This window comes from Mucilaginibacter sp. GW822-FHT03E02 (assembly GCF_058801545.1).
Genome location: NZ_JBXANJ010000001.1, coordinates 1,200,651 through 1,219,135, shown reverse-complemented (window position 1 = coordinate 1,219,135; position 18,485 = coordinate 1,200,651). Strand labels below are relative to the sequence as shown.

General features: G+C 42.8%; 16 protein-coding genes and 4 tRNA genes. 12 read left to right on the top strand and 8 right to left on the bottom strand.

Annotation, left to right across the window (positions count from 1 at the left end):
* Window positions 1-42: 42 nt before the first annotated feature.
* Window positions 43-3,147: a sensor histidine kinase gene (locus AC1RM2_RS04980; RefSeq protein WP_492983901.1), complete on the bottom strand. Its 3,105-nt coding sequence runs from the start codon at window positions 3,145-3,147 to the stop codon at window positions 43-45.
* A gap of 179 nt (window positions 3,148-3,326) precedes the next feature.
* Here AC1RM2_RS04980 and AC1RM2_RS04975 point away from each other — a divergent pair, with 179 nt between their 5' ends.
* The 4 genes from AC1RM2_RS04975 to AC1RM2_RS04960 are packed head-to-tail and all read left to right on the top strand — an operon-like array spanning window position 3,327 to window position 6,470.
* Window positions 3,327-3,980, top strand: a complete 654-nt coding sequence (locus AC1RM2_RS04975) for an ABC transporter ATP-binding protein (RefSeq protein WP_492983900.1) — start codon at window positions 3,327-3,329, stop codon at window positions 3,978-3,980.
* 14 nt (window positions 3,981-3,994) lie between these two features.
* Window positions 3,995-4,303 (top strand): hypothetical protein, encoded by a 309-nt coding sequence (locus tag AC1RM2_RS04970; RefSeq protein ID WP_492983899.1) that lies wholly within the window; start codon window positions 3,995-3,997, stop codon window positions 4,301-4,303.
* Window positions 4,293-4,901: an HAD family hydrolase gene (locus tag AC1RM2_RS04965; protein WP_492983898.1), complete on the top strand. Its 609-nt coding sequence runs from the start codon at window positions 4,293-4,295 to the stop codon at window positions 4,899-4,901. Before AC1RM2_RS04970 ends, AC1RM2_RS04965 begins: the two co-directional genes overlap by 11 nt.
* A 54-nt stretch (window positions 4,902-4,955) precedes the next feature.
* Window positions 4,956-6,470, top strand: coding sequence for a S41 family peptidase (locus tag AC1RM2_RS04960; protein ID WP_492983897.1), 1,515 nt, complete (start codon window positions 4,956-4,958; stop codon window positions 6,468-6,470).
* A 411-nt stretch (window positions 6,471-6,881) separates the two neighbouring features.
* Here AC1RM2_RS04960 and smc read toward each other — a convergent pair whose 3' ends face one another.
* The gene (gene smc / locus AC1RM2_RS04955) at window positions 6,882-10,421 is read right to left on the bottom strand and encodes a chromosome segregation protein SMC (RefSeq protein WP_492983896.1); all 3,540 of its coding nucleotides are present in this window, start codon (window positions 10,419-10,421) and stop codon (window positions 6,882-6,884) included.
* A gap of 562 nt (window positions 10,422-10,983) precedes the next feature.
* On the opposite strand from smc, the gene AC1RM2_RS04950 reads away from it, so the two are divergent.
* Window positions 10,984-11,349 (top strand): SnoaL-like domain-containing protein, encoded by a 366-nt coding sequence (locus AC1RM2_RS04950; RefSeq protein WP_492983895.1) that lies wholly within the window; start codon window positions 10,984-10,986, stop codon window positions 11,347-11,349.
* A 50-nt stretch (window positions 11,350-11,399) separates the two neighbouring features.
* Here AC1RM2_RS04950 and AC1RM2_RS04945 read toward each other — a convergent pair whose 3' ends face one another.
* The 4 genes from AC1RM2_RS04945 to AC1RM2_RS04930 all read right to left on the bottom strand — a co-directional run bounded on the left by AC1RM2_RS04945 (window position 11,400) and on the right by AC1RM2_RS04930 (window position 13,118).
* Entirely contained in the window at window positions 11,400-11,690 is a 291-nt protein-coding gene (locus tag AC1RM2_RS04945) for a hypothetical protein (RefSeq protein WP_492983894.1), read from the bottom strand.
* A 61-nt stretch (window positions 11,691-11,751) separates the two neighbouring features.
* Window positions 11,752-12,687: an alpha/beta hydrolase gene (locus AC1RM2_RS04940; protein WP_492983893.1), complete on the bottom strand. Its 936-nt coding sequence runs from the start codon at window positions 12,685-12,687 to the stop codon at window positions 11,752-11,754.
* 107 nt (window positions 12,688-12,794) lie between these two features.
* A tRNA-Leu gene (locus AC1RM2_RS04935) sits at window positions 12,795-12,878 on the bottom strand.
* Between the two features lie 156 nt (window positions 12,879-13,034).
* Window positions 13,035-13,118, bottom strand: a tRNA-Leu gene (locus tag AC1RM2_RS04930).
* Window positions 13,119-13,234: 116 nt separating this feature from the next.
* Here AC1RM2_RS04930 and AC1RM2_RS04925 point away from each other — a divergent pair.
* The 7 genes from AC1RM2_RS04925 (at window position 13,235) to AC1RM2_RS04895 (ending at window position 17,931) form a co-directional block, all read left to right on the top strand.
* Window positions 13,235-14,242 (top strand): WD40/YVTN/BNR-like repeat-containing protein, encoded by a 1,008-nt coding sequence (locus AC1RM2_RS04925; RefSeq protein ID WP_492983892.1) that lies wholly within the window; start codon window positions 13,235-13,237, stop codon window positions 14,240-14,242.
* Window positions 14,243-14,377: 135 nt separating this feature from the next.
* Window positions 14,378-14,450 (top strand) — tRNA-Lys (locus tag AC1RM2_RS04920).
* A 92-nt stretch (window positions 14,451-14,542) separates the two neighbouring features.
* Window positions 14,543-14,615 (top strand) — tRNA-Lys (locus tag AC1RM2_RS04915).
* A 289-nt stretch (window positions 14,616-14,904) separates the two neighbouring features.
* The gene (locus tag AC1RM2_RS04910) at window positions 14,905-16,203 is read left to right on the top strand and encodes a site-specific integrase (protein ID WP_492983891.1); all 1,299 of its coding nucleotides are present in this window, start codon (window positions 14,905-14,907) and stop codon (window positions 16,201-16,203) included.
* A gap of 154 nt (window positions 16,204-16,357) precedes the next feature.
* Window positions 16,358-16,651: a type II toxin-antitoxin system HigB family toxin gene (locus AC1RM2_RS04905; protein ID WP_492983890.1), complete on the top strand. Its 294-nt coding sequence runs from the start codon at window positions 16,358-16,360 to the stop codon at window positions 16,649-16,651.
* Window positions 16,652-16,668: 17 nt separating this feature from the next.
* The gene (locus AC1RM2_RS04900; RefSeq protein WP_492983889.1) at window positions 16,669-17,043 is read left to right on the top strand and encodes a helix-turn-helix domain-containing protein; all 375 of its coding nucleotides are present in this window, start codon (window positions 16,669-16,671) and stop codon (window positions 17,041-17,043) included.
* 78 nt (window positions 17,044-17,121) lie between these two features.
* Window positions 17,122-17,931: a hypothetical protein gene (locus tag AC1RM2_RS04895; protein WP_492983888.1), complete on the top strand. Its 810-nt coding sequence runs from the start codon at window positions 17,122-17,124 to the stop codon at window positions 17,929-17,931.
* On the opposite strand, the gene AC1RM2_RS04890 is transcribed toward AC1RM2_RS04895, so the two are convergent.
* Both AC1RM2_RS04890 and AC1RM2_RS04885 read right to left on the bottom strand, forming a co-directional pair.
* A complete protein-coding gene (locus tag AC1RM2_RS04890) occupies window positions 17,928-18,155 on the bottom strand; it encodes a hypothetical protein (protein ID WP_492983887.1) in 228 nt (75 codons plus the stop codon). The two genes, AC1RM2_RS04895 and AC1RM2_RS04890, sit on opposite strands and share 4 nt — an antisense overlap.
* A gap of 23 nt (window positions 18,156-18,178) precedes the next feature.
* A complete protein-coding gene (locus tag AC1RM2_RS04885; RefSeq protein WP_492983886.1) occupies window positions 18,179-18,463 on the bottom strand; it encodes a helix-turn-helix domain-containing protein in 285 nt (94 codons plus the stop codon).
* Window positions 18,464-18,485: the final 22 nt, after the last annotated feature.

The window sequence follows — 18,485 nt, the reverse complement described above, 5'->3', positions numbered from 1 at the left end:
AAATCTACAATTTTTGTTTAAAGTAGGGGAGGATTGTAGCGTTTATTTGACAGTACTTATTTTATCATCGCCTTTTAGCCAGAAAGAAATTTTACTGCCCTTGCCCAATTTGCTTTGGATGGTTAGTTTGCCGCCATTTTTTTCGATAAAATCCTGGCAAAGCGAGAGCCCCAGCCCCGAGCCTTTTTCGCCCGAGGTGCCATCTTTATGGAAGTTTTCTTTGCGGAATATTTTGGCAATATCCTCGGCAGACATGCCGCCGCCGGTATCTTCTACATACACTTCAACAAAGCCGGGTTTGGTACTGTATCCCAGGGTTATTTTGCCGTCAACCGCGGTAAATTTAGTAGCATTGCCAAGCAGGTTGCGCAATACCAGTTTTATCATGTCCCTATCGCCGTAAACAGCAATGCTTTTATTAATGTTGTTTACCAGTTCAATATGTTTGTTGTCGGTGTTCAATTTAAACAGGTGATAGTTTTCGTCGGCAATTTCCATTACGTCAAATAAAACGGGGTTTACCTGGATGCCGTCCATCTGGCTTTTTGCCCAGTAAAGCAGGTTATCCGTAAGGCTAAATGCCGAGCCAATATTTTCGTCGAGATGGGGGATAAGCTCCTCCAGTTCTGCAAGTGAGATCGAACCGGATTTTACCAGGTCGAGGGTTTGCTTGAGCTGGCCTATTGGTCCCCTTAAATCGTGTGAAATGATGCTGAAAAGTTTGTCTTTGGTTAAGTTTGATTCCTGGAGCGCCTTGCTTTGGGCCAAAATCTCGTCGTTTTTATCACTTAACTCCCTGGTTTTTTCCTTCACCTTTTGCTCAAGCACCAATTTTTGCCTTTTAATACGGCTGTTGTTAAATATACTGAACAGGTAAAACAACAGCGCGGCTGTAAATGCATAGAGCAAATAAGCCCACCACGTTTTAAACCAGGGCGCATTAACATGAAACGAATAGGAATCTGTGCGGCTTATTTGCCCATAAATGTTTTTGGCCCGTACAAAAAAGGTGTAATCGCCATCGGCAAGGTTGGTAAATGAAATCTCGCGGTCATGGCTCCAGCCCGACCATTTATCCTCAAACCCGTTTAATTGGTATTGATATAGAATTTTATCGGCATCTTCAAAAAACGGGCTTGTAAAAACAAATTTCAACCTGTTTTTTGAAAACGGGATATCGTTTTGCGGTAACCCTACCCCGGTAGCAAAAATGGTTGAATCTGCCGCCTTTACGGTTTTAATGTATACCGGCAAAGGTTTATTGTAATAAGTTGGCTGATTGGGGCTGTAATTTACCACCCGCTTTAAATTACCAATCCATACCTGGTTGATGCCGGCTGCAAGCACCGGAGCATCTACATCAACAGGCAGCATGCCATGTGTAGCCAACGCGATTTTTTTAAATGGTGTAAACAGCAGCCTGAACGCGCCATTGGGCTGCTTAATAAAAGCTCCTGCACTTTGCTCTTTTTTTGATGGTGCGCCCCAGAAGTAAATATCGCCTTTGGTAGTTTGTGTAGCTGTATAAATGCAAACGCCCTGGCTTACTTTGCCAAGTACAGCATCGGGCTCAAACCTGTTTTTTGTTTTGTTGTAGCTATAAAAACCATTGGTGGTGGTAGCTATAATCCTGCCGTTTAGGCGGTAAATGCGGTTGTTAAGGGTTGAGGGCAGTCCGTTTTTTGTATCATAAAAGGCGGTGCTGATTACCGAATCCATCTGCGCGTTTAGCCGGAGCTTATAAATGCCTTTATTGTAGTGGCTTATCCATACGTTACCCTCATCATCTTGTTGTATGTAACGGGTTTCCTGTTCAAAACCCCTGATCTTTTTCTCGTGCCAGGCGTTGCCTTCTTTTGATAAAAGCCAGATGCCTGTGTTGTAGGTGCCCATGATCATACAATCGGGCTTGTTTTTTACCTCGCCCAGGGTTTGGATAAACCAATGATGGATGAGCGGGATGGCTTTTTTACCCTGTATTTCAAAAACCCCGGTACGATGAGCTAAGTATAGTTTGTTGCCGAAATTAAACATGTTCCAGTTTTCGCTTTCGGTTCCGGGGATGGCAGAAAACGTTGAATTGTCGTTTTTATAAAAAAGTGCTTTATCGGTACCCACATATAAATCGTTGCCTTTTTTACCAAGCGATAATATAGTCCCGTCGAGGCCATTATTATTGTCGTATATAGATAGCGGCGAACTTGAAATTAACTGCGTAATATAGGTATCGGCACCAAGCCAGATGTTTTGGGCCCTATCCACAAAACAAAAGCCGGTGTTAAGGTTAAGCCCCAGCATATCCTTTGAGTTGAAGTTTACCGTTTGGCCAGCCTTGTTTAAAATATAAACACCTTCCTCGGTAGCCACAACTATTTTTCCCATGTCCAGGTAAAGCAGGCTTCGTACCGGGACGTTTTTTGTGCTGGTTACCGGATTTTGAGTAAGCAGCAACATTTTTTTATTGCTATCCGCTTCAAGCGGGTTTAATGACCATATCCGGTTGTTATCGTCGAGCAAAAGATATTTGCCGTTTTCGTAATCGGCAATTCGCTTTACATGCAGGGCACCGGGTTGCTTGCCAAAACCAGCATCTACAAATTGCCCGTTTTTATAAATCAACAAACCATTACTGCTTAGCGAAAACAATTGCTCTTTTAACCTGAACAGCCAGTTATCGGCAATGTTGAGTATTTTAAGTGTGCCTTTGCTGTACCGGAAAATGTTTTTATTATTATTAAAAAACACTTCGTCATTAAAAACTATTGTTTGGCGTATATCGTTCAGGTTTTTGTACGTTTTGGGAAGCAGTGGCAATAGGGTATGATACTTGTAATTTGCGGCACTATCTTTCCTGAAATAACCAAGCTCGTTATAGGAGCCAACAAAAATCTCGTTTTTTGAATTCAGGCCCAGCGAAAACACATAGTTTTGATTGGCAATGGGCATTAAATCCCAGGTTAGGCCATCATATTTAACAACGCCATCGTTATTGGCAATATACAGCACCCCCTGGTTATCCTGTGCCATAGTCCAGCTTTGTATGCCGGCGCCGTAAACGTTCATTGGGTATTTTTCAACAAATAGCTGTTGAGCATTTATAAGTGATACATTGAAAAGTATAATGCAGCAAACTATCAGAAGGCGCATATCTTATATTTAGGTGTTTGCGATAAGTTTATTGCTATTTTAAAGTTTTGTATTATCGCCCTTTATACGGGTTTTGGTATATTTTGTTATACTATTTTAACATCATCGCCTTAAATTTAGCTAAAATTTAGCAGGTTATTGGCGCCGCAATAAAATCAACCAAAATAGTAACTTTGCGTATGCTTAAAGCTAAATCCATCTACAAGTCATACGGGCAGTTACAGATATTGAAAGGTGTTGACCTGGAGGTTAAACGTGGCGAAATTGTTACCATTGTTGGCGCATCGGGCGCCGGTAAAAGTAGCTTGCTTAATATTTTGGGCACGTTAGACAGGCCGGATTCGGGGCAGTTATATATTAATGATATTGAGTTAAGCCAGCTTAATAATAAAAACCTGAGCGATTTCAGGAACCGTAAAATTGGCTTTATCTTCCAGTTTCACCATTTACTGGCCGAGTTTACCGCCCTGGAAAATGTATGTATCCCGGCGTTTATTGCAGGTGTATCAAAATCAGATGCCGAAAAGAAAGCCAAAGAGTTATTGGATTTATTGGGCCTGGGCGATAGGATGAGCCATAAACCCAACCAGCTTTCGGGCGGCGAACAACAACGGGTAGCCGTTGCACGCGCCCTTATTAACAACCCCGCGTTAATATTTGCCGATGAACCATCTGGTAACCTCGACTCGGTAAACGCGCTGGAATTGCATGAACTTTTCATTAAGTTGCGTAAAGATTTTAACCAAACCTTTGTAATTGTTACTCATAATGAAGAACTTGCCGACCTATCTGACCGTACGGTTATTATGAAAGACGGTTTAATTGTACCATAAGCTTAGCTATTAAATTGAAGATACTGATAACGGCAGCAAACGCTGCACCGGCTTACAAGCAGAAAAATAAATTAAACGGCGCCGATATAATCATGGGCGATTACATGGACCTGCCGGACTTTATGCTGAAGCCCGGCCAGCTTATTAGGCTGCCTAATCCCGCATCGACCAGTTATACGCACGAAATGCTGGCTTTATGCCTCGACTTAGGGGTGGGCAAGGTTTACCTCTTCCGTGAACAGGAAATCCAACTGCTAAAACAATCGGAGGTATTATTTAACGAATATAATATAACAATCATTGCCGGCAACGATGACGTATAAGGATATTGATAAGCGCAAAACCGCGTTTGTACTGGAGCTGGATGATGTATTATACCCGGCCAAAGACTATATATACCAGGTTTACTACCTGTTTGCAAACATGCTGGAGTATGTTGAATTGGTTGATGCCAAACAAGTAATTAGTTTGATGACAGATACCTATGTTGCCGAAGGGCCGGAGTTTGTATTTGATAAACTTGCAGAGGAGTTTCCTGTTGCGGCGCAATACAAGGATAAATTTTACGGTCTTTTTGATACTGCCAAGCTGCCCTTGAAATTGCTTTTATACCAAAATATACTTACCTTACTTCAGGAAGTGGTTATTGACCGTAAAAAGCTATTTATTGTAACCAACGGGAAAGTTGTACAACAGGTAAATAAGATAAAACAGGTGGAGTGGCATAAGCTTGAACCGTATCTTACCTGCTACCTGGCCGATGAAACCGCCCCAAAACCCGAGCCGGATGTAATACACCTGTTAATGCAGGAGCATAACCTGCAACGTAGGGATATTTTGATGATAGGCAATTCGGAGGTGGATAGTTTATGTGCTGAAACCGTTGGAGTTGACTACATCAGCGTCGATAAATTTTTGTAACGTCTGTTGTAACATACTTATTTTTATTTCGTTAACACATTATACTCGTTGTACATGAAAAAAATATTTTACTTAACTATAATTTTGGCAGCCGGTTTATCCGCCTGCTCAAAAAAGAAAAATACCACCACAGATGATGGTATATTAACTGCCCCCACTAAAACAGGTACTACCCTCGACTTGATAAAAGATTCGGTTTATCTGTATGCCAAGGAAACTTATTTATGGTACGATGCCATACCCGATTATAAAACATTTCAGCCACGCAAGATCACCGCATCTACCGATGCAGATGCACTTACCAAAGAGGTTGACCAAATCTCGCAATACAAAATAAACCCTGCCACGGGCCAGCCTTATGAGTATTATGCAGCAGATCCGGGCTCGGCCAAATATTCATTTATTGATGACGGTTCGGTATCTACAGAGTTGGGTGGTACCAACGGCGATTTTGGTTTTTCGGTTTTATACCAGGAAACTACCGATTTGCGCATCAAATACGTATATCCCGGTTCGCCGGCCGATAATGCGGGCCTGAAAAGAGGTTACCAGATAACCAAAATAAACGCCCGTACCAACCTGGAATATGATAACGGAACAAACGTTCAGTTTGTAGTAAATGCTGTTTTTGGGACCGACCCGATTACCATGACCGTGAAAAAGCCTGATGGGACATCTGCTGATGTAACATTAGCCGTGGCAACTTATACCACAAACCCGGTTTTAACCTATAAAGTATTTACCGAGGGGGCAAAAAAAGTGGGATACGTGGTGTTTAATACCTTTACTTCGCCAACCAATGCCAGCCCGCAATTATTAAAAGCGTTTAAGGCGTTTACGGATGCTGGTGTTACCGAGTTGGTTGTTGATTTGCGTTATAACGGCGGCGGCTATGTATCAACCGCCGAATATTTAGACAACCTGATTGTGCCAACTGCAAAAAATGGATCGAAAATGTACACTTATTACTATAACGATAAGCTACAGGCAGATAACCACCCGTTGTTGAGCGCGGTTTATAATATTCAAAAAGGCGACTTTTTACCTGCAAACAATACCGTAAATTTTGCTAAAAACGGCACGTTAAATATCAGCCGGGTGTTTTTTATTGTAACAGGTTCAACAGCCTCGGCCAGCGAATTAACTATCAATAACCTGCGCCCCGAAATGGATGTGCAATTTATTGGCCGCACAAGCTATGGTAAACCGGTAGGCTTTTTTGCTATAGATATTAATAAATACCAGTTATATGTACCCCAGTTTGAAACCAAAAACTCGGCCGGCGTAGGCGGCTATTACGCTGGTATGAATCCTGGTACCACCGATTATCCCGGTAAAAATGATTATGATGATGTTACCAAAGATTTTGGCGATAGTACAGAGGTGTTATTGCAACACGCTTTAAACTTTATTAAAACAGGTACCTACGCTGTATCCGGGCCAAGAGTTCAAAGCCTGGGCAAATCACAAACTATGACAGCCGACCAGGTAAATACCATGACCCTTAAATTAGACGAACGTAAGTTTAGAGGGATGGTAGGCAGTAAAAAGACACTTACGCATAAATAAGCGGAAAGCAGGAGATTACATATGAACAGGGGGCAATGGATTTTATCTGTTGCCCCTGTTTAATTTAAGTGGTAATGTCTGCTTTTACAAAATTTGTGGCATTGACCTTTAGTACCCACCTGTCATTTCGAGTCCCTTGAAGGGGGCTGTGCAGGGGGAAGGGTGAGAAATCTTTTAAGCCATGCAACTGCGCATATCGCTCGTATAGGGTTTCTCCTCGCCTTATTCCGTGGCCCACCCACGTTCGTTGAAATGACAACTGTTTTTTACTCATAATATATATTAAAAGATGTAGACAGGAGTGAGGGGGGTAAAATGATAGAAGCTTGCGCCGTAGGTGCTATATATTTGTAGAAAAGAAACCGCCCCAGATATTTTGCCTCGTAGAGGCTACCTGTTTTGCCGAGAGATTTAATCGGCCAGTTCCCGCAAATCAACCGCCACTACCCGCGATATGCCTTGCTCAACCATTGTTACGCCATAAATAACATCGGTACTGGCAATGGTGCGTTTATTGTGCGATACAATGATGAACTGAGAGTCTTTAGAAAAGGTGCGGATGATGTTATTGAATTTATCAATATTGGTATCATCAAGCGGCGCATCAACCTCATCAAAAATACAAAAGGGGGCAGGTTTTAACAGGTAAAGGGAAAAGAGTATGGCTGTTGCTGTAAGGGTTTTTTCTCCGCCCGATAATTGGTTGATAGACAGCGGGCGTTTACCTTTCGGCTTCGCGATGATGTCAATGTCCGATTCCAGCGGGTGGCTTGGGTCGGTCAGGATCAAATCGCATGAATCTTCATCGTTAAACAGCGAACGGAACACTTTGATAAAGTTTTCGCGCACCATCACAAAGGCATGCATGAATTTTTCTTTGGCGGTATCATCAATCTCCTGAATGGTGGCCAGCAGCGACGCCTTAGCCTCACTCAGGTCCTTCTTTTGGGCCTGGATGAAGGTGTAACGCTCGTTCATCTCATTATAGGCCTCAACCGCCATAGGGTTAATGGCACCGAAATCGTCCAGCTGTTTTTTTAGCTTTTCAGCTTTTTCGCGCAGGTCCTGTTCGCTTTCAGCTGGTACTTCCGTTTCGGGCAGGTCTTCAATATCAATGTTAAACTCGACAGAAAGGCGTTCTTTAAGCGCATTTAGTTCAAGCTTCAGGTTATTACGCTCATCACGAAGCTCGTTTTCAATTACCTCGTGGTTATCCTTTTTACGCCGGAGGGCGGTTATCTCGTTCTCGTTTTCGGTAATGATGCCACGCCACTGGTAGTATTCCTGTTCGGCCTGCTGGGTGGCTTTCTCCAGGTTTTCCTTCTGCTCGTACATCTCCAGCAGGTCATCGTCGGAGTTGTCAGATTGCTTCAGGTTATCCTGTATGGCAATTTTTACTTTTTCCAGTTCGGCGCTGTTTTGTTTGATGCGGACCTCCAGGCTTTCCTGCTGATTATCGCGGTATTCCAGGTCCTTTACCAGGCCCGATACCTTGTTTTGCTGCTGGTGAAAACGGATATTTTCCTGGTTAAAGGCGTTTGATTGGACAGATACATATTCGTTCAGCTCGTTAAATTCGGCCTGTTTATCAACCAGCAACTCGCTTTGAATTTGCTTTTGGGCTTTTAAATCGGCCAGCTGTGGGTGCAGGGCTTCCATTTCGGCTTTAATACCTTCAATTTTGCGGGCTATATCATCCTTACGGTTAAGGCTGTTTTCAATAAATGTCTGGTACTGCTCCTGCCTGGTTTTAACGGTAATCAGTTCGGTATTCAGCCGGTTGATGATCATTTGCTGCTCGTTGATCTCGGCGCTTTTGGTTGATGATTTTAAGGCCGATAATTTGCTCTGTAATTCGTCGGACTTGCTTTTCTGCGTGTTAACCAGGCTTTCGATACCCTTAATCTCTTTAGCCAGGTTTTCCAGGTTTTTGGCGCGCCCAATCCTTTTCCCCTCAAACAAACCCACCGATCCGCCCGCCATGGTATGCCTTGATTTGTTGAATTTGCCGCTTTTGCCTATCAGCACAACGCCATCGGGAAGGGCAGCGTTGTTAATTTGCTGGTCTTTGTCGTCATCAACCAGGTATACATCTTTCAGCAGATGGTTACACAGGTTAATATAGCGTTTATCAACCTCAATAACTTTAAGGGCCGATACCGCGCCCGCGTTTTCAAAAGCAGGATTAGTTGGGTTTATCTCGTTATAATTTTCAAGGATAAAAAAATGCGCCCTACCGCGCGACGAATTGCTCAATAGCTGGATCGCCTTTATCGCTTCATCATAATTTTCAACTACGTAATAGTTCATCAGCGGCTCCAGGTAGTTTTCAATAGCTACGCGGTATTCCTCTTTACAAAACAGTACATCGCTAAACAAGGGGGCATTTTTTGCCCAGTCGGTATTTTTCTTTAGAAAGCGGATGGACTCGGGGAAACCCTCCAGGTTATCAACCATGCTTTTGGTAAGGTTGTACTCGTTTTGTTTGGCATCCAGCTTGCGGCTTTCTTTAATGATGGTATCTTTTACCAAACTCAGCTCGCTGTCTGTTTCGGCTATCTGTTCCTTTAATTTATTTTCAAAATCAAGGGACTGCTGGTAATCAAAGTCTAAGGTTTCCTTGCGGTTTTGCAGTTCGGCAACTACCTGGTTAAAGTGCGAAAGTTCCACCTCCTTATTGGTGGTATCCTCCATATTTCGTTGGCTTTCCTGTTCCAGGGCCTGCTGCTGAATTTGCAGGATATCAATGTCTTTCTCGGCCTTATAGGCCTGGTTTTGCAGGCGGGTGTTAATGCCGGTTATTTCGGTAAGTTCGTTTCGGGCCGATGTTTGCTGCAGGCGTAACTCGTCAACCGCTTCTTTTAAATCGGCCAGGCGGGTTTTAATGGTTTGCAGGGTTTCATCTTCCAGCGCCTTTTCTTCCGACAGGCGTTTGATGTTATAAAAAACGTGGTTTAACTGGTTTTTATCTTTGTCCAGTTCCTCTGTCAGCCGTGCCTCTTTATCCTGCTGGAATTTTAGCTGCTCGTTCTTAATCTTTTTCTCGCTTTCGTAAGCACGAATCTTCGATACAAACTCGTTAGTGGTTTTTTGCTGTACTGATAGATTTTTCTCTTTGGTAATGCTATCCAGCTTTTGCTGTTGCAGGGCCGCCTCCAAAGTATCTATCTGGGCAACAATGCCGCCTTTGTCAGCTTTTTGTTTTTGCTCCTGGTCCTGAATTTTTGCCAATGATTCGCTGAAGGATACGATGCGGAACGAGGCCAGCATAATGCTCAACGACTTGTACTGATCCTTTATCCGGTAATAACGCTCGGTTTTTTTTGCCTGGTTTTCCAGTGTTTTTAGGTTCTTTTCAATCTCGAAAAGCAGGTCCTCCACGCGCTCCAAATCGGCCTCGGTATCCTTTAGCTTGTTAAAAGTTTGTTTTTTGCGCAGTTTGTACTTAGAGATGCCGGATGCCTCCTCGAATAAATTACGGCGCGAGCCTTCCTTGTTGGTAATGATCTCGTCAATCATCCGAAGCTCGATAATAGAGTACGAATCTGAGCCGATACCCGTATCCAGGAAAAGATCGGTAATATCTTTTAAACGGCACTGCACATCATTAAGCCGGTACTCGCTTTCGCCGGTGCGGTAAAGCTTGCGGGTAAGGGTAACCTGCGAATAATCAGTAGGCAGTACGTTTTTGGTGTTATCAAAAGTAAGGGAAACTTCGGCAAGATTGGCTGCTTTACGGCTTTTGGTGCCGTTAAATATTACGTTGTCCATCTTCTCCGAGCGCAGCATCTTGGTGCTTTGTTCGCCCAATACCCAGCGAATGGAGTCGACAACGTTTGATTTACCGCAGCCGTTGGGGCCTACAATGGCAGTTACACCCTCATTAAAATTAATGGTGATCTTATCTCCAAAACTCTTAAAGCCCTTGATTTCTAAGCGGGTAAGCTGCATTTAATTTGTTGTATCCCTTGCAAAAATTTAACCTTCAAAGTAATCATAAAAAATTGAGTTTATTAAACTTTTTTTGGGAAAGGGGGAGGAGGTAAAGGCGAAAGGTAAAGGGTGAAAGGTTAACGTGTTTTGTTTGGTTATTTCAGTTTTGGGTAATGGTAAAATTTGGCGAAAAGCCGAAGGAGGAATTACGTTTATCGCATGCCGGCGAGTCAACTCACCCCGACATCGCTGCGCTTGTCACCCCTCTCTCCGCTTCGCGCATAGAGGGGTTAAAAAATAAAAAAAAAGAGCTTCACCCTCTTTGCGGCCTCAGCCGGAGAGAGGGTCGGCCAGCGTAGCGTAGCCGGGGTGAGTCGTAGCCAGCGTTCAAAGCCGATGTTTATTTGAACCGAAACACGTCTGAGTAGTAGGAACCGAAGTTATAAGTCCTTAGTCGATTTTGTATTTTCCGACCCCAGAACATGAACAAAGCTTAACCTAAACTTAAAACAAATAATGCCGCTGTATTTTATAATACTGTGTAACTTTATATCAGCAATAACCAATAAAACCAATTGAGATGAACACACAGGAAGTAGCAGAAAAATTAGTTGAACTTTGCCGCGCCGGCAAAAATTTAGATGCCATAGATGAGCTTTATGCTGATGATGTGGTAAGCCATGAACCCAAGGGCTCGCATATGGAGCTTTCGGAAGGCAAGGAAGCCGCGATAGCCAAAAATCAGCAATGGTATGATATGGTTGAAGAGGTTCACAGCGGCCAGGTATCTGACCCCATTGTGAGCGGTAACTTTTTTTCGGTTACCATGGATATGGATGTAACCTATAAAGGCCAGGGCCGTAGCATGATGAGCGAAGTTTGTGTTTACGAAGTTAAAGATGGTAAAATTGTAACCGAAACATTTTTTTATAACCTTCCCCAATAAACCTGAATATAAAAGCCCTCCGGATATACTATCGGGAGGGCTTTTTTAAATTATGGACGCGGCGGCAAAGGCGGGCGCGGCGGCGTTGGCAAATGCAATGGATTTGGCGGTGCTGGCGGACGTGGCGGCAGCCTTAAATGTAACCTGCGATGCCTGCGTACGCGCCGGTGATGCCTCCTGAACGGATTTGGCGGTGCAGGTGGCCGTGGCGGCGGTGGCGGAAGCCTGATCTGCAAAACAGAAGTTGCTTCAACAACCGGCAATGCTTCGGCCGTGGCATCAAAAGCCTCAAAGCTCATTAGCGCTATGGTTGCAATCGTGATAATTTTTGTTACTTTCATATCTTGTAGTTAATTGGATCAAAGCAAGTTCAACATTATAACTACAAAAAACAACAATTGTTTACTCCGGTTTCTTAAATAATATTTCGTAGTAAAAATCGGCTGCAAATTGTGCTGCCTCAAGCCATCTTTTTTGCGTGGGCTTACCTGCATCAAACAAAGGGTTGAAATGCCGTTGCAACTCGTGGCCAAAACCTTCAAACACTTTTACGCTATTTTTGATATGCAGTTCATCAGCCTTGTGGTGGATAGCGATACTGCCATACATCCCGGTATCGGCTTGTAAAGGTTTTACGATACGGTCATGCGAGCCATAAGCACTCACAATAGGTACCCGCGCATTTTTTAACCAGCGGATGTCAAGAATGCCTCCCCAAAAGTTAATGATGCCCGCAATTTTGGCTTTGTCGCCGGGTTTAAGCAGGGCTGTCGAGTCAACTACGCCTGTACGTCTTGATAGTTCGGCGTTGCTGCTATAAGCGGCTTGTAAGGCTATAATGCCGCCTGCCGAATTGCCGGCAAGGATTATTTTGTTGGTGTCAATATTGTATTCGGCCTGGTGTTGTTTAAAATAGGCAATGGCTGTTTTAACGTCTTCCACGGCGTAATAAATACTTTTTTGCAATTCATCAAAATGAAATACCGGGTTGTTTTTGCTTAGCCGGTAGTTTATAGCCGCGCATACGTATCCGCGCTGAGCAAAATCATTACTCCATATTTTGATGCCATTGTCGGCCTTTGAGCCATATTTAAAACCACCGCCGTGCATCCAGATAATAAGCGGCCTTGCCGCGGTATGGTCGCTTTTGGGTTGATATAGATCAAAAAGGTATGAATTACCGTCGGCAGGCTTTGCACCGGGATTATAAGTTAGGTTTTCTGTTATGCTGATATTAGGGAAAACATGGTCTTTATATTGATGGATAGGCTGGTTTTGCGCCAGCAGGTTAAGGGCGGCGGCTATAGCTATGAAAATAGATAGGGTGTACTTATACATTTGCTTGTTTAATGTATATACGTTACAACCAACACTATCAGATGTTTGCAAGCATGCTTGTTATAACCTGAAGTTGGAAAGAAGATGATTTTTTGATTTTTGCGAAGTGCCCAGAACGAGATTCGAACTCGTACATCCTTACGAATGCCACCCCCTCAAGATGGTGCGTCTACCAATTTCGCCACCTGGGCATTATAGATTTGAGATGTTAGATTTGAGATATGAGACCGGAAAATAATCACACATCCGATTCAATTCTGACACTCGATAACCAGATGTTGGATTTGAGACGAGACGTGAAATTTTCTCAAATCTCACATCTCAATTCTCATATCTTAAAAAAGGCGTGCCCGAAGAGAGACTCGAACTCTCAAGAGACAATTCTCAACGGCTTCTGAGACCGCAACGTTTACCAATTTCGCCATCCGGGCCTGTTGTTTTATTAACAAGCGTGCAAATATAAACGTTTCCGTCAAAAAGCATTATAATAAATTAAAAAATTGGTGGGCAGTTGTTACTTGCCCGGTTTAGGCTTAATTTAGGCTTTATGAAACGTTTTTACCAGCTAATAATCACAGTTTTACTGTTTACGCCATTTATTTCGGCCGCGCAAACCATCACCATTTTACAGCAGGATAAGCCAACCAGCATCCGCGGTTTATCGGTTGTAGATGATAAAATAGCCTGGATAAGCGGCAGCAAAGGCCACATAGCCATTACTACTGATGGCGGCACAACCTGGGCCTGGCAACAGGTTGCCGGCTATGAAAAAGCCGATTTTAGGGATATTGAAGCATTTAACGCCAAAGAGGCCGTGATTATGAGTTCGGGCACTCCGGCGCTGGTTTTAAAAACTACCGATGGCGGTAAAACCTGGCAGGAAAAATGCCGCAAAACCGATAGTATCTACTTTTTTGATGCCATGGATTTTGCAGATGCCAAACACGGCTACATTTTAGGCGATCCTATAAAAAATAAATTCCTGCTGATGGAAACCAAAGATGGCGGCGAAACCTGGGCCGAGATGCAAAACACGCCCGATGCCTTACCCGGCGAGGCCGCTTTTGCGGCAAGCGGCACCTGTTTAAGGGTTAATAAAGATTTGGGCGTGGTTATAGCGAGCGGCGGCATGGCTGCCCGTTTTTTACAATTGTGTAATTGCGATAAGCCACAATGGCAAACAAAAAGTTTACCGCTGGCACAAAATGCAGGCAGTAAAGGCGCCTTTTCGATATCTGATGATTTGCTGGTGGCAGTAGGAGGTAACTATTCAAAAAATAAGGCAACAGATTCTGTAATTTGTAAGTACGACAAAAAAAGCAATGCCTACAAGGTTTTGCCGGCAGGCGTTACGGGTTTTCAGTCATGTGTGGAGCGCATACAGGGGCGGATATATTTATCCACCGGGACATCTGGCACCAGCCTATCAGCAGCCTACGGCGAGTCATGGAAAAAAATTGATAGCACCAGCTTTAATGTTTGCCGCAGAGCTAAACACGGAAAACTGGTTTTATTGGCCGGCGACAAGGGTAAAATAGCTATATTTAAAATGTAGTTTATTGGCAATTAATAGCTTAACAAATACTTTACAATTAATTACAATTAGCACTTGCATCGTATTATTAATCGCCCTATATTTGCACCACTTTAAACGGGAACGGTAGCAGTATCGAGAAAGTTGAAAAGTAATGATTCCGTAGCTCAGCTGGTAGAGCATAACACTTTTAATGTTGGGGTCCTGGGTTCGAATCCCAGCGGGATCACGAAAAGCCTTTGAAAGAAGGCTTTTCTTATTTAAAACCATAATGAATCGCTTTGAACCGAAACGGTAGCAATACCAAGAAGGTTGAATTTTGATTCCGTAGCTCAGCTGGTAGAGCATAACACTTTTAATGTTGGGGTCCTGGGTTCGAATCCCAGCGGGATCACAAAGACCACCCAACAGGTCGATCGTTTAAAGCTAAAAGGCGCATGAAAATGCGCCTTTTCTGCTTAAAATGCATTTTAAATGCATATTTGGCCCCTTCCGCCAAAAAATAATCAGATCATTTCAAATCAAAGCGATTCATTCTAACTGGTGCCCTATTTCGATTGGGCACCAGTTGAATTATATTTGGGCACCAGTTCGGCAGTTAATTAATTGCAAGAGAATGGTTTAGGGCAACAATTTAAGTTTCGGAGTTCCGCAAAACAAATTGTTCACCAAAGTTCATTAAAATGAGAAATCATCAAAAATTGACGTTGCTATTTTGGCATCGTAAATCAAAACCAGACGCAAAAGGATTTGCGCCTGTCATTTGCAGAATTAGTATTGAAGGCGAAGTTTCTGAAGAGCTCGCCATTGGGATGAAAGTCCATCTCAACGACTGGGATGTCGAAAACAAAAAAGCGAAAGGCGGCAGCCATGGCAAGAAGGTTAACCTTAAAATCAGTGAGGTTACCGTCGATCTTAACAGAGAGTTTGTCATATTACAAGCTGGCCACGAGCTAATAACACCGTTGATGGTCAAAAACGTATACAATGGATTACCGGCTAATAACATAAAAACTACCATTAAGCCGGTGCTTAAGCTAATCCCTACCCTGTTACAGATTTCTGATCTGCACATTGCTAACTTTAAAAAGATGGTAGATAAAAAGCTTCGTTCACCGGAAACGTTAAAACAATGGAATGCCACCAGAAAGAAACTGGAGGAGTTTTTAATCTATCACTTCCGGTCAAAGGATATGGATCTAAGTTCAATAGAATTTTCATTTGCTGTCCAATTTTATAATTACCTAACCGTGGAACGAGATAAAGTTCTTGGGGAAGCAGCAGCAAAAAAGCAAGTTAAAAATTTAAAGGAAATCCTGACGGTAGCTGAAACACATAACTGGATAGTAAAAAACCCTATCATTAAGTTTAAGTGTGGTGGTGACGAGACAGACGTCCCCCCATTAGAATATTTCGAGGTGGAGAAAATATGGAACAAGGATATCAGGATCCAAAGAATAGCCGAGGTGAGGGATGCGTTTATCTTTCAATGTTTTACAGGTTTCGCCTTTCAGGACGTCTTTGCACTGACCACTGAAAATATTGTTAAAGTGGGTATCAAAGGTGAAAAGTGGCTAATCAAAGACAGGGGCAAAACCGGGGTCAGTGAAACTGTTCCAATCCTTCCTATTATTGAAGAACTTATCGAAAAATATAAGGACCATAATTGCCGGAGAGAAAATGGCTTACTGATACCTGTTAACAGCAATGCGCGGTATAACGGATATCTCAAGGAACTTGCAGTGATCTGTGGAATTAACCGGGAATTAAATACGCATTTGGCGAGACACACCTTTGCTGATATTATGTTGAATATAATGGAGTTTTCACTGGAGGAAGTAAGTAAAATGCTTGGCCATAAAACGACCAGGACTACGCAGCGTTACGCAAAAGTGAGGAAAAACAAGATCAGCAAGACGCTGGCTCGGGTTAAAGGAATTGTATTTACGGAGGAGGGACAATTGAGGAGAATTGCCATCTAAGGAATAAAAAAATGGCGGAATAAAGTTGGTAATTCACCAACTTTATTTTATCTTTGATTTATCATTCCGGGAAGGTCCCGGTTGAGCGACGTAAAAATGTAAAAAAGTAAGAAATTAAGGAGATCGCCGATGACAAACAATAAACGCAGAAACGATGATCATCATCCGTCAAATGAAATTGAAGGAATTTGCAAAAAAACATGCAGACGCCGCTAACAGTATCACTACCTGGAAAAAGGTAGTTGAACAAGCCAAATGGAAAAAAGGTGCCGATATTTTGGCCGACTTTCCGAAAGCTAAACTTATACCCGCGAAACGGGCACGCTTCAAAATAACAGGTAATAAATACCGGTTGATTATCGAACTGGATTATGCCGATCAAATCGTAGAAATTCGATTTATAGGCACGCATGCAGAATATGATAAAATTGATGCGAGTACCGAATAGGGTTAACTTACTAAGATATGACCAAAAAGCATTGGTTTTTACTAGAAACCGAACAACAGTATAATGAAGCTGTTGACCGGTATGAAGCAATCAAATATGCAACAGCAGGAGAAGATCATCAGGAAAAACTCCTGTTGGTGCATTTGATTGCTAATTATGAAGAAAAAAACTGGGACCTTCCGGAAGTAGATCCTGTCGAGATGATCAAGATCCGTATGGAGGATTTCGGGTATAAGGCGTCCGACCTGGCTGCTGTTTACGGCGACAAAGGTACCGTGAGTAAGGTGCTCAATTATAAGCAGCCCTTATCGTTGACCATGATCCGAAAATTCAGCGAATTCCTGCGGCTGCCTGCAGCAGCGCTGGTTAAGGAGTACGACCTGACTCATTAATATTGCCCCTTCCGCAAAAATTTAAGGAGTTGTAAAAAAGTTTTTGCGGACTGCTGTAAGCGGCTATTTTTGGTTCTTATGACTACAGCAAGGGATCAGATCAAAGCAGAATTAAAAAGGCTTTCTAACCAGGGGGTTAACCTCTTCAACGCCATGCAGGTAGAGCAATTTCCTGAAAATATGGAAAGTCACTTTACCAACGTATTAAAAAAAGATTACCAGTCCTTCGTTAAAACACTGCCCGTCTTTGGGCAAGAATACCAAATCTGGTACTCCGCCGCTCAGGCAGTTATCAGGCAGTTTTTGCCGGGCCGTCTTCCGGATTTCATCAATCTTTATGAGCAGCCTAAAGGACGAAAAGAAATTCGGTCGGATAATTATGTCATCGAAGATTATTTAAAAAAGGTTGTCATTACCGCCGGATTTGACAAAAAAATCGTCGCCAGTCCCCCGGACGCCATACCCGTTTTTCAGCAACAGGTAAATATCCTGAATGCTGTTTTTGACCGGCTGGATAATTCTCTTTTCGAAATCAGGCAATTGCTGCAGGCAGAGTTGCTGGACCAGGAACTGGCCGTAGCCCGCCAGCTGGGTAAAGGACAGTTTATCAGATCTGCGGGTGCGATTTGCGGTGTCGTAATGGAAAAGCATTTCAACGAACTTTGTCATGTTCATCATATCAAAGTGAGCAAAAAGAATATGCTGATCAAAGATTATAATGAATTATTAAAAAAACACCAGGTCTACGGGTTTGAGACCGCTCGTTTCATCCAGTATTTGGGCGATTTGTGGGAGTTAAGCTGCCGCAATAAAAAGGAAATGCCTACAAGTGAGGAAATCAACGATTTGATTGAGGGTACGGAAAAGTTTATCAAAACAGTCTTTTAGCAATTACTGGCTTGAGATATTTTACGGTCAAGTATCCAGTTCCAGGCAGCAGCTTTCCAATTGCGGATGCGGGTTTGCCGTTTATTTTTCCATTTCCTTTTATGAAAGTAATCATAAAAGGAAATGGCTTCCTGTTCCGGTACATATTTTTGAGAAAAGTAGACCAGGACATGGGCCTTTACAGGTGGTACTGATCTCCCTGCTCCATTAGCTGAAGTTGTCATATTGGTAACTGGGTGTTTCTATGCTATATACTTTTGCGAACCCTGTTGGTTTCAAACAATTGGTATATATCATCCGGGTCATAATAAATATTGCCACCTATTTTGGTGAATGACAATAATCCAGAATCGCGGATGGTTTGTAGTTTACCGGGAGAAACGCCGATCAGTTTCCGGACTTCAGATGATTTCAACCATTTTTTGGGGCCATTTTCACTTTTGATCATGGACTTTATGGCGGATAAAAGATCGGTTTTGAAGATCTCCAGGTCTTCGATCGTGACCAATTGATATTTATTATCTTTTGACATGGTTACAAAAATCATGGATAAA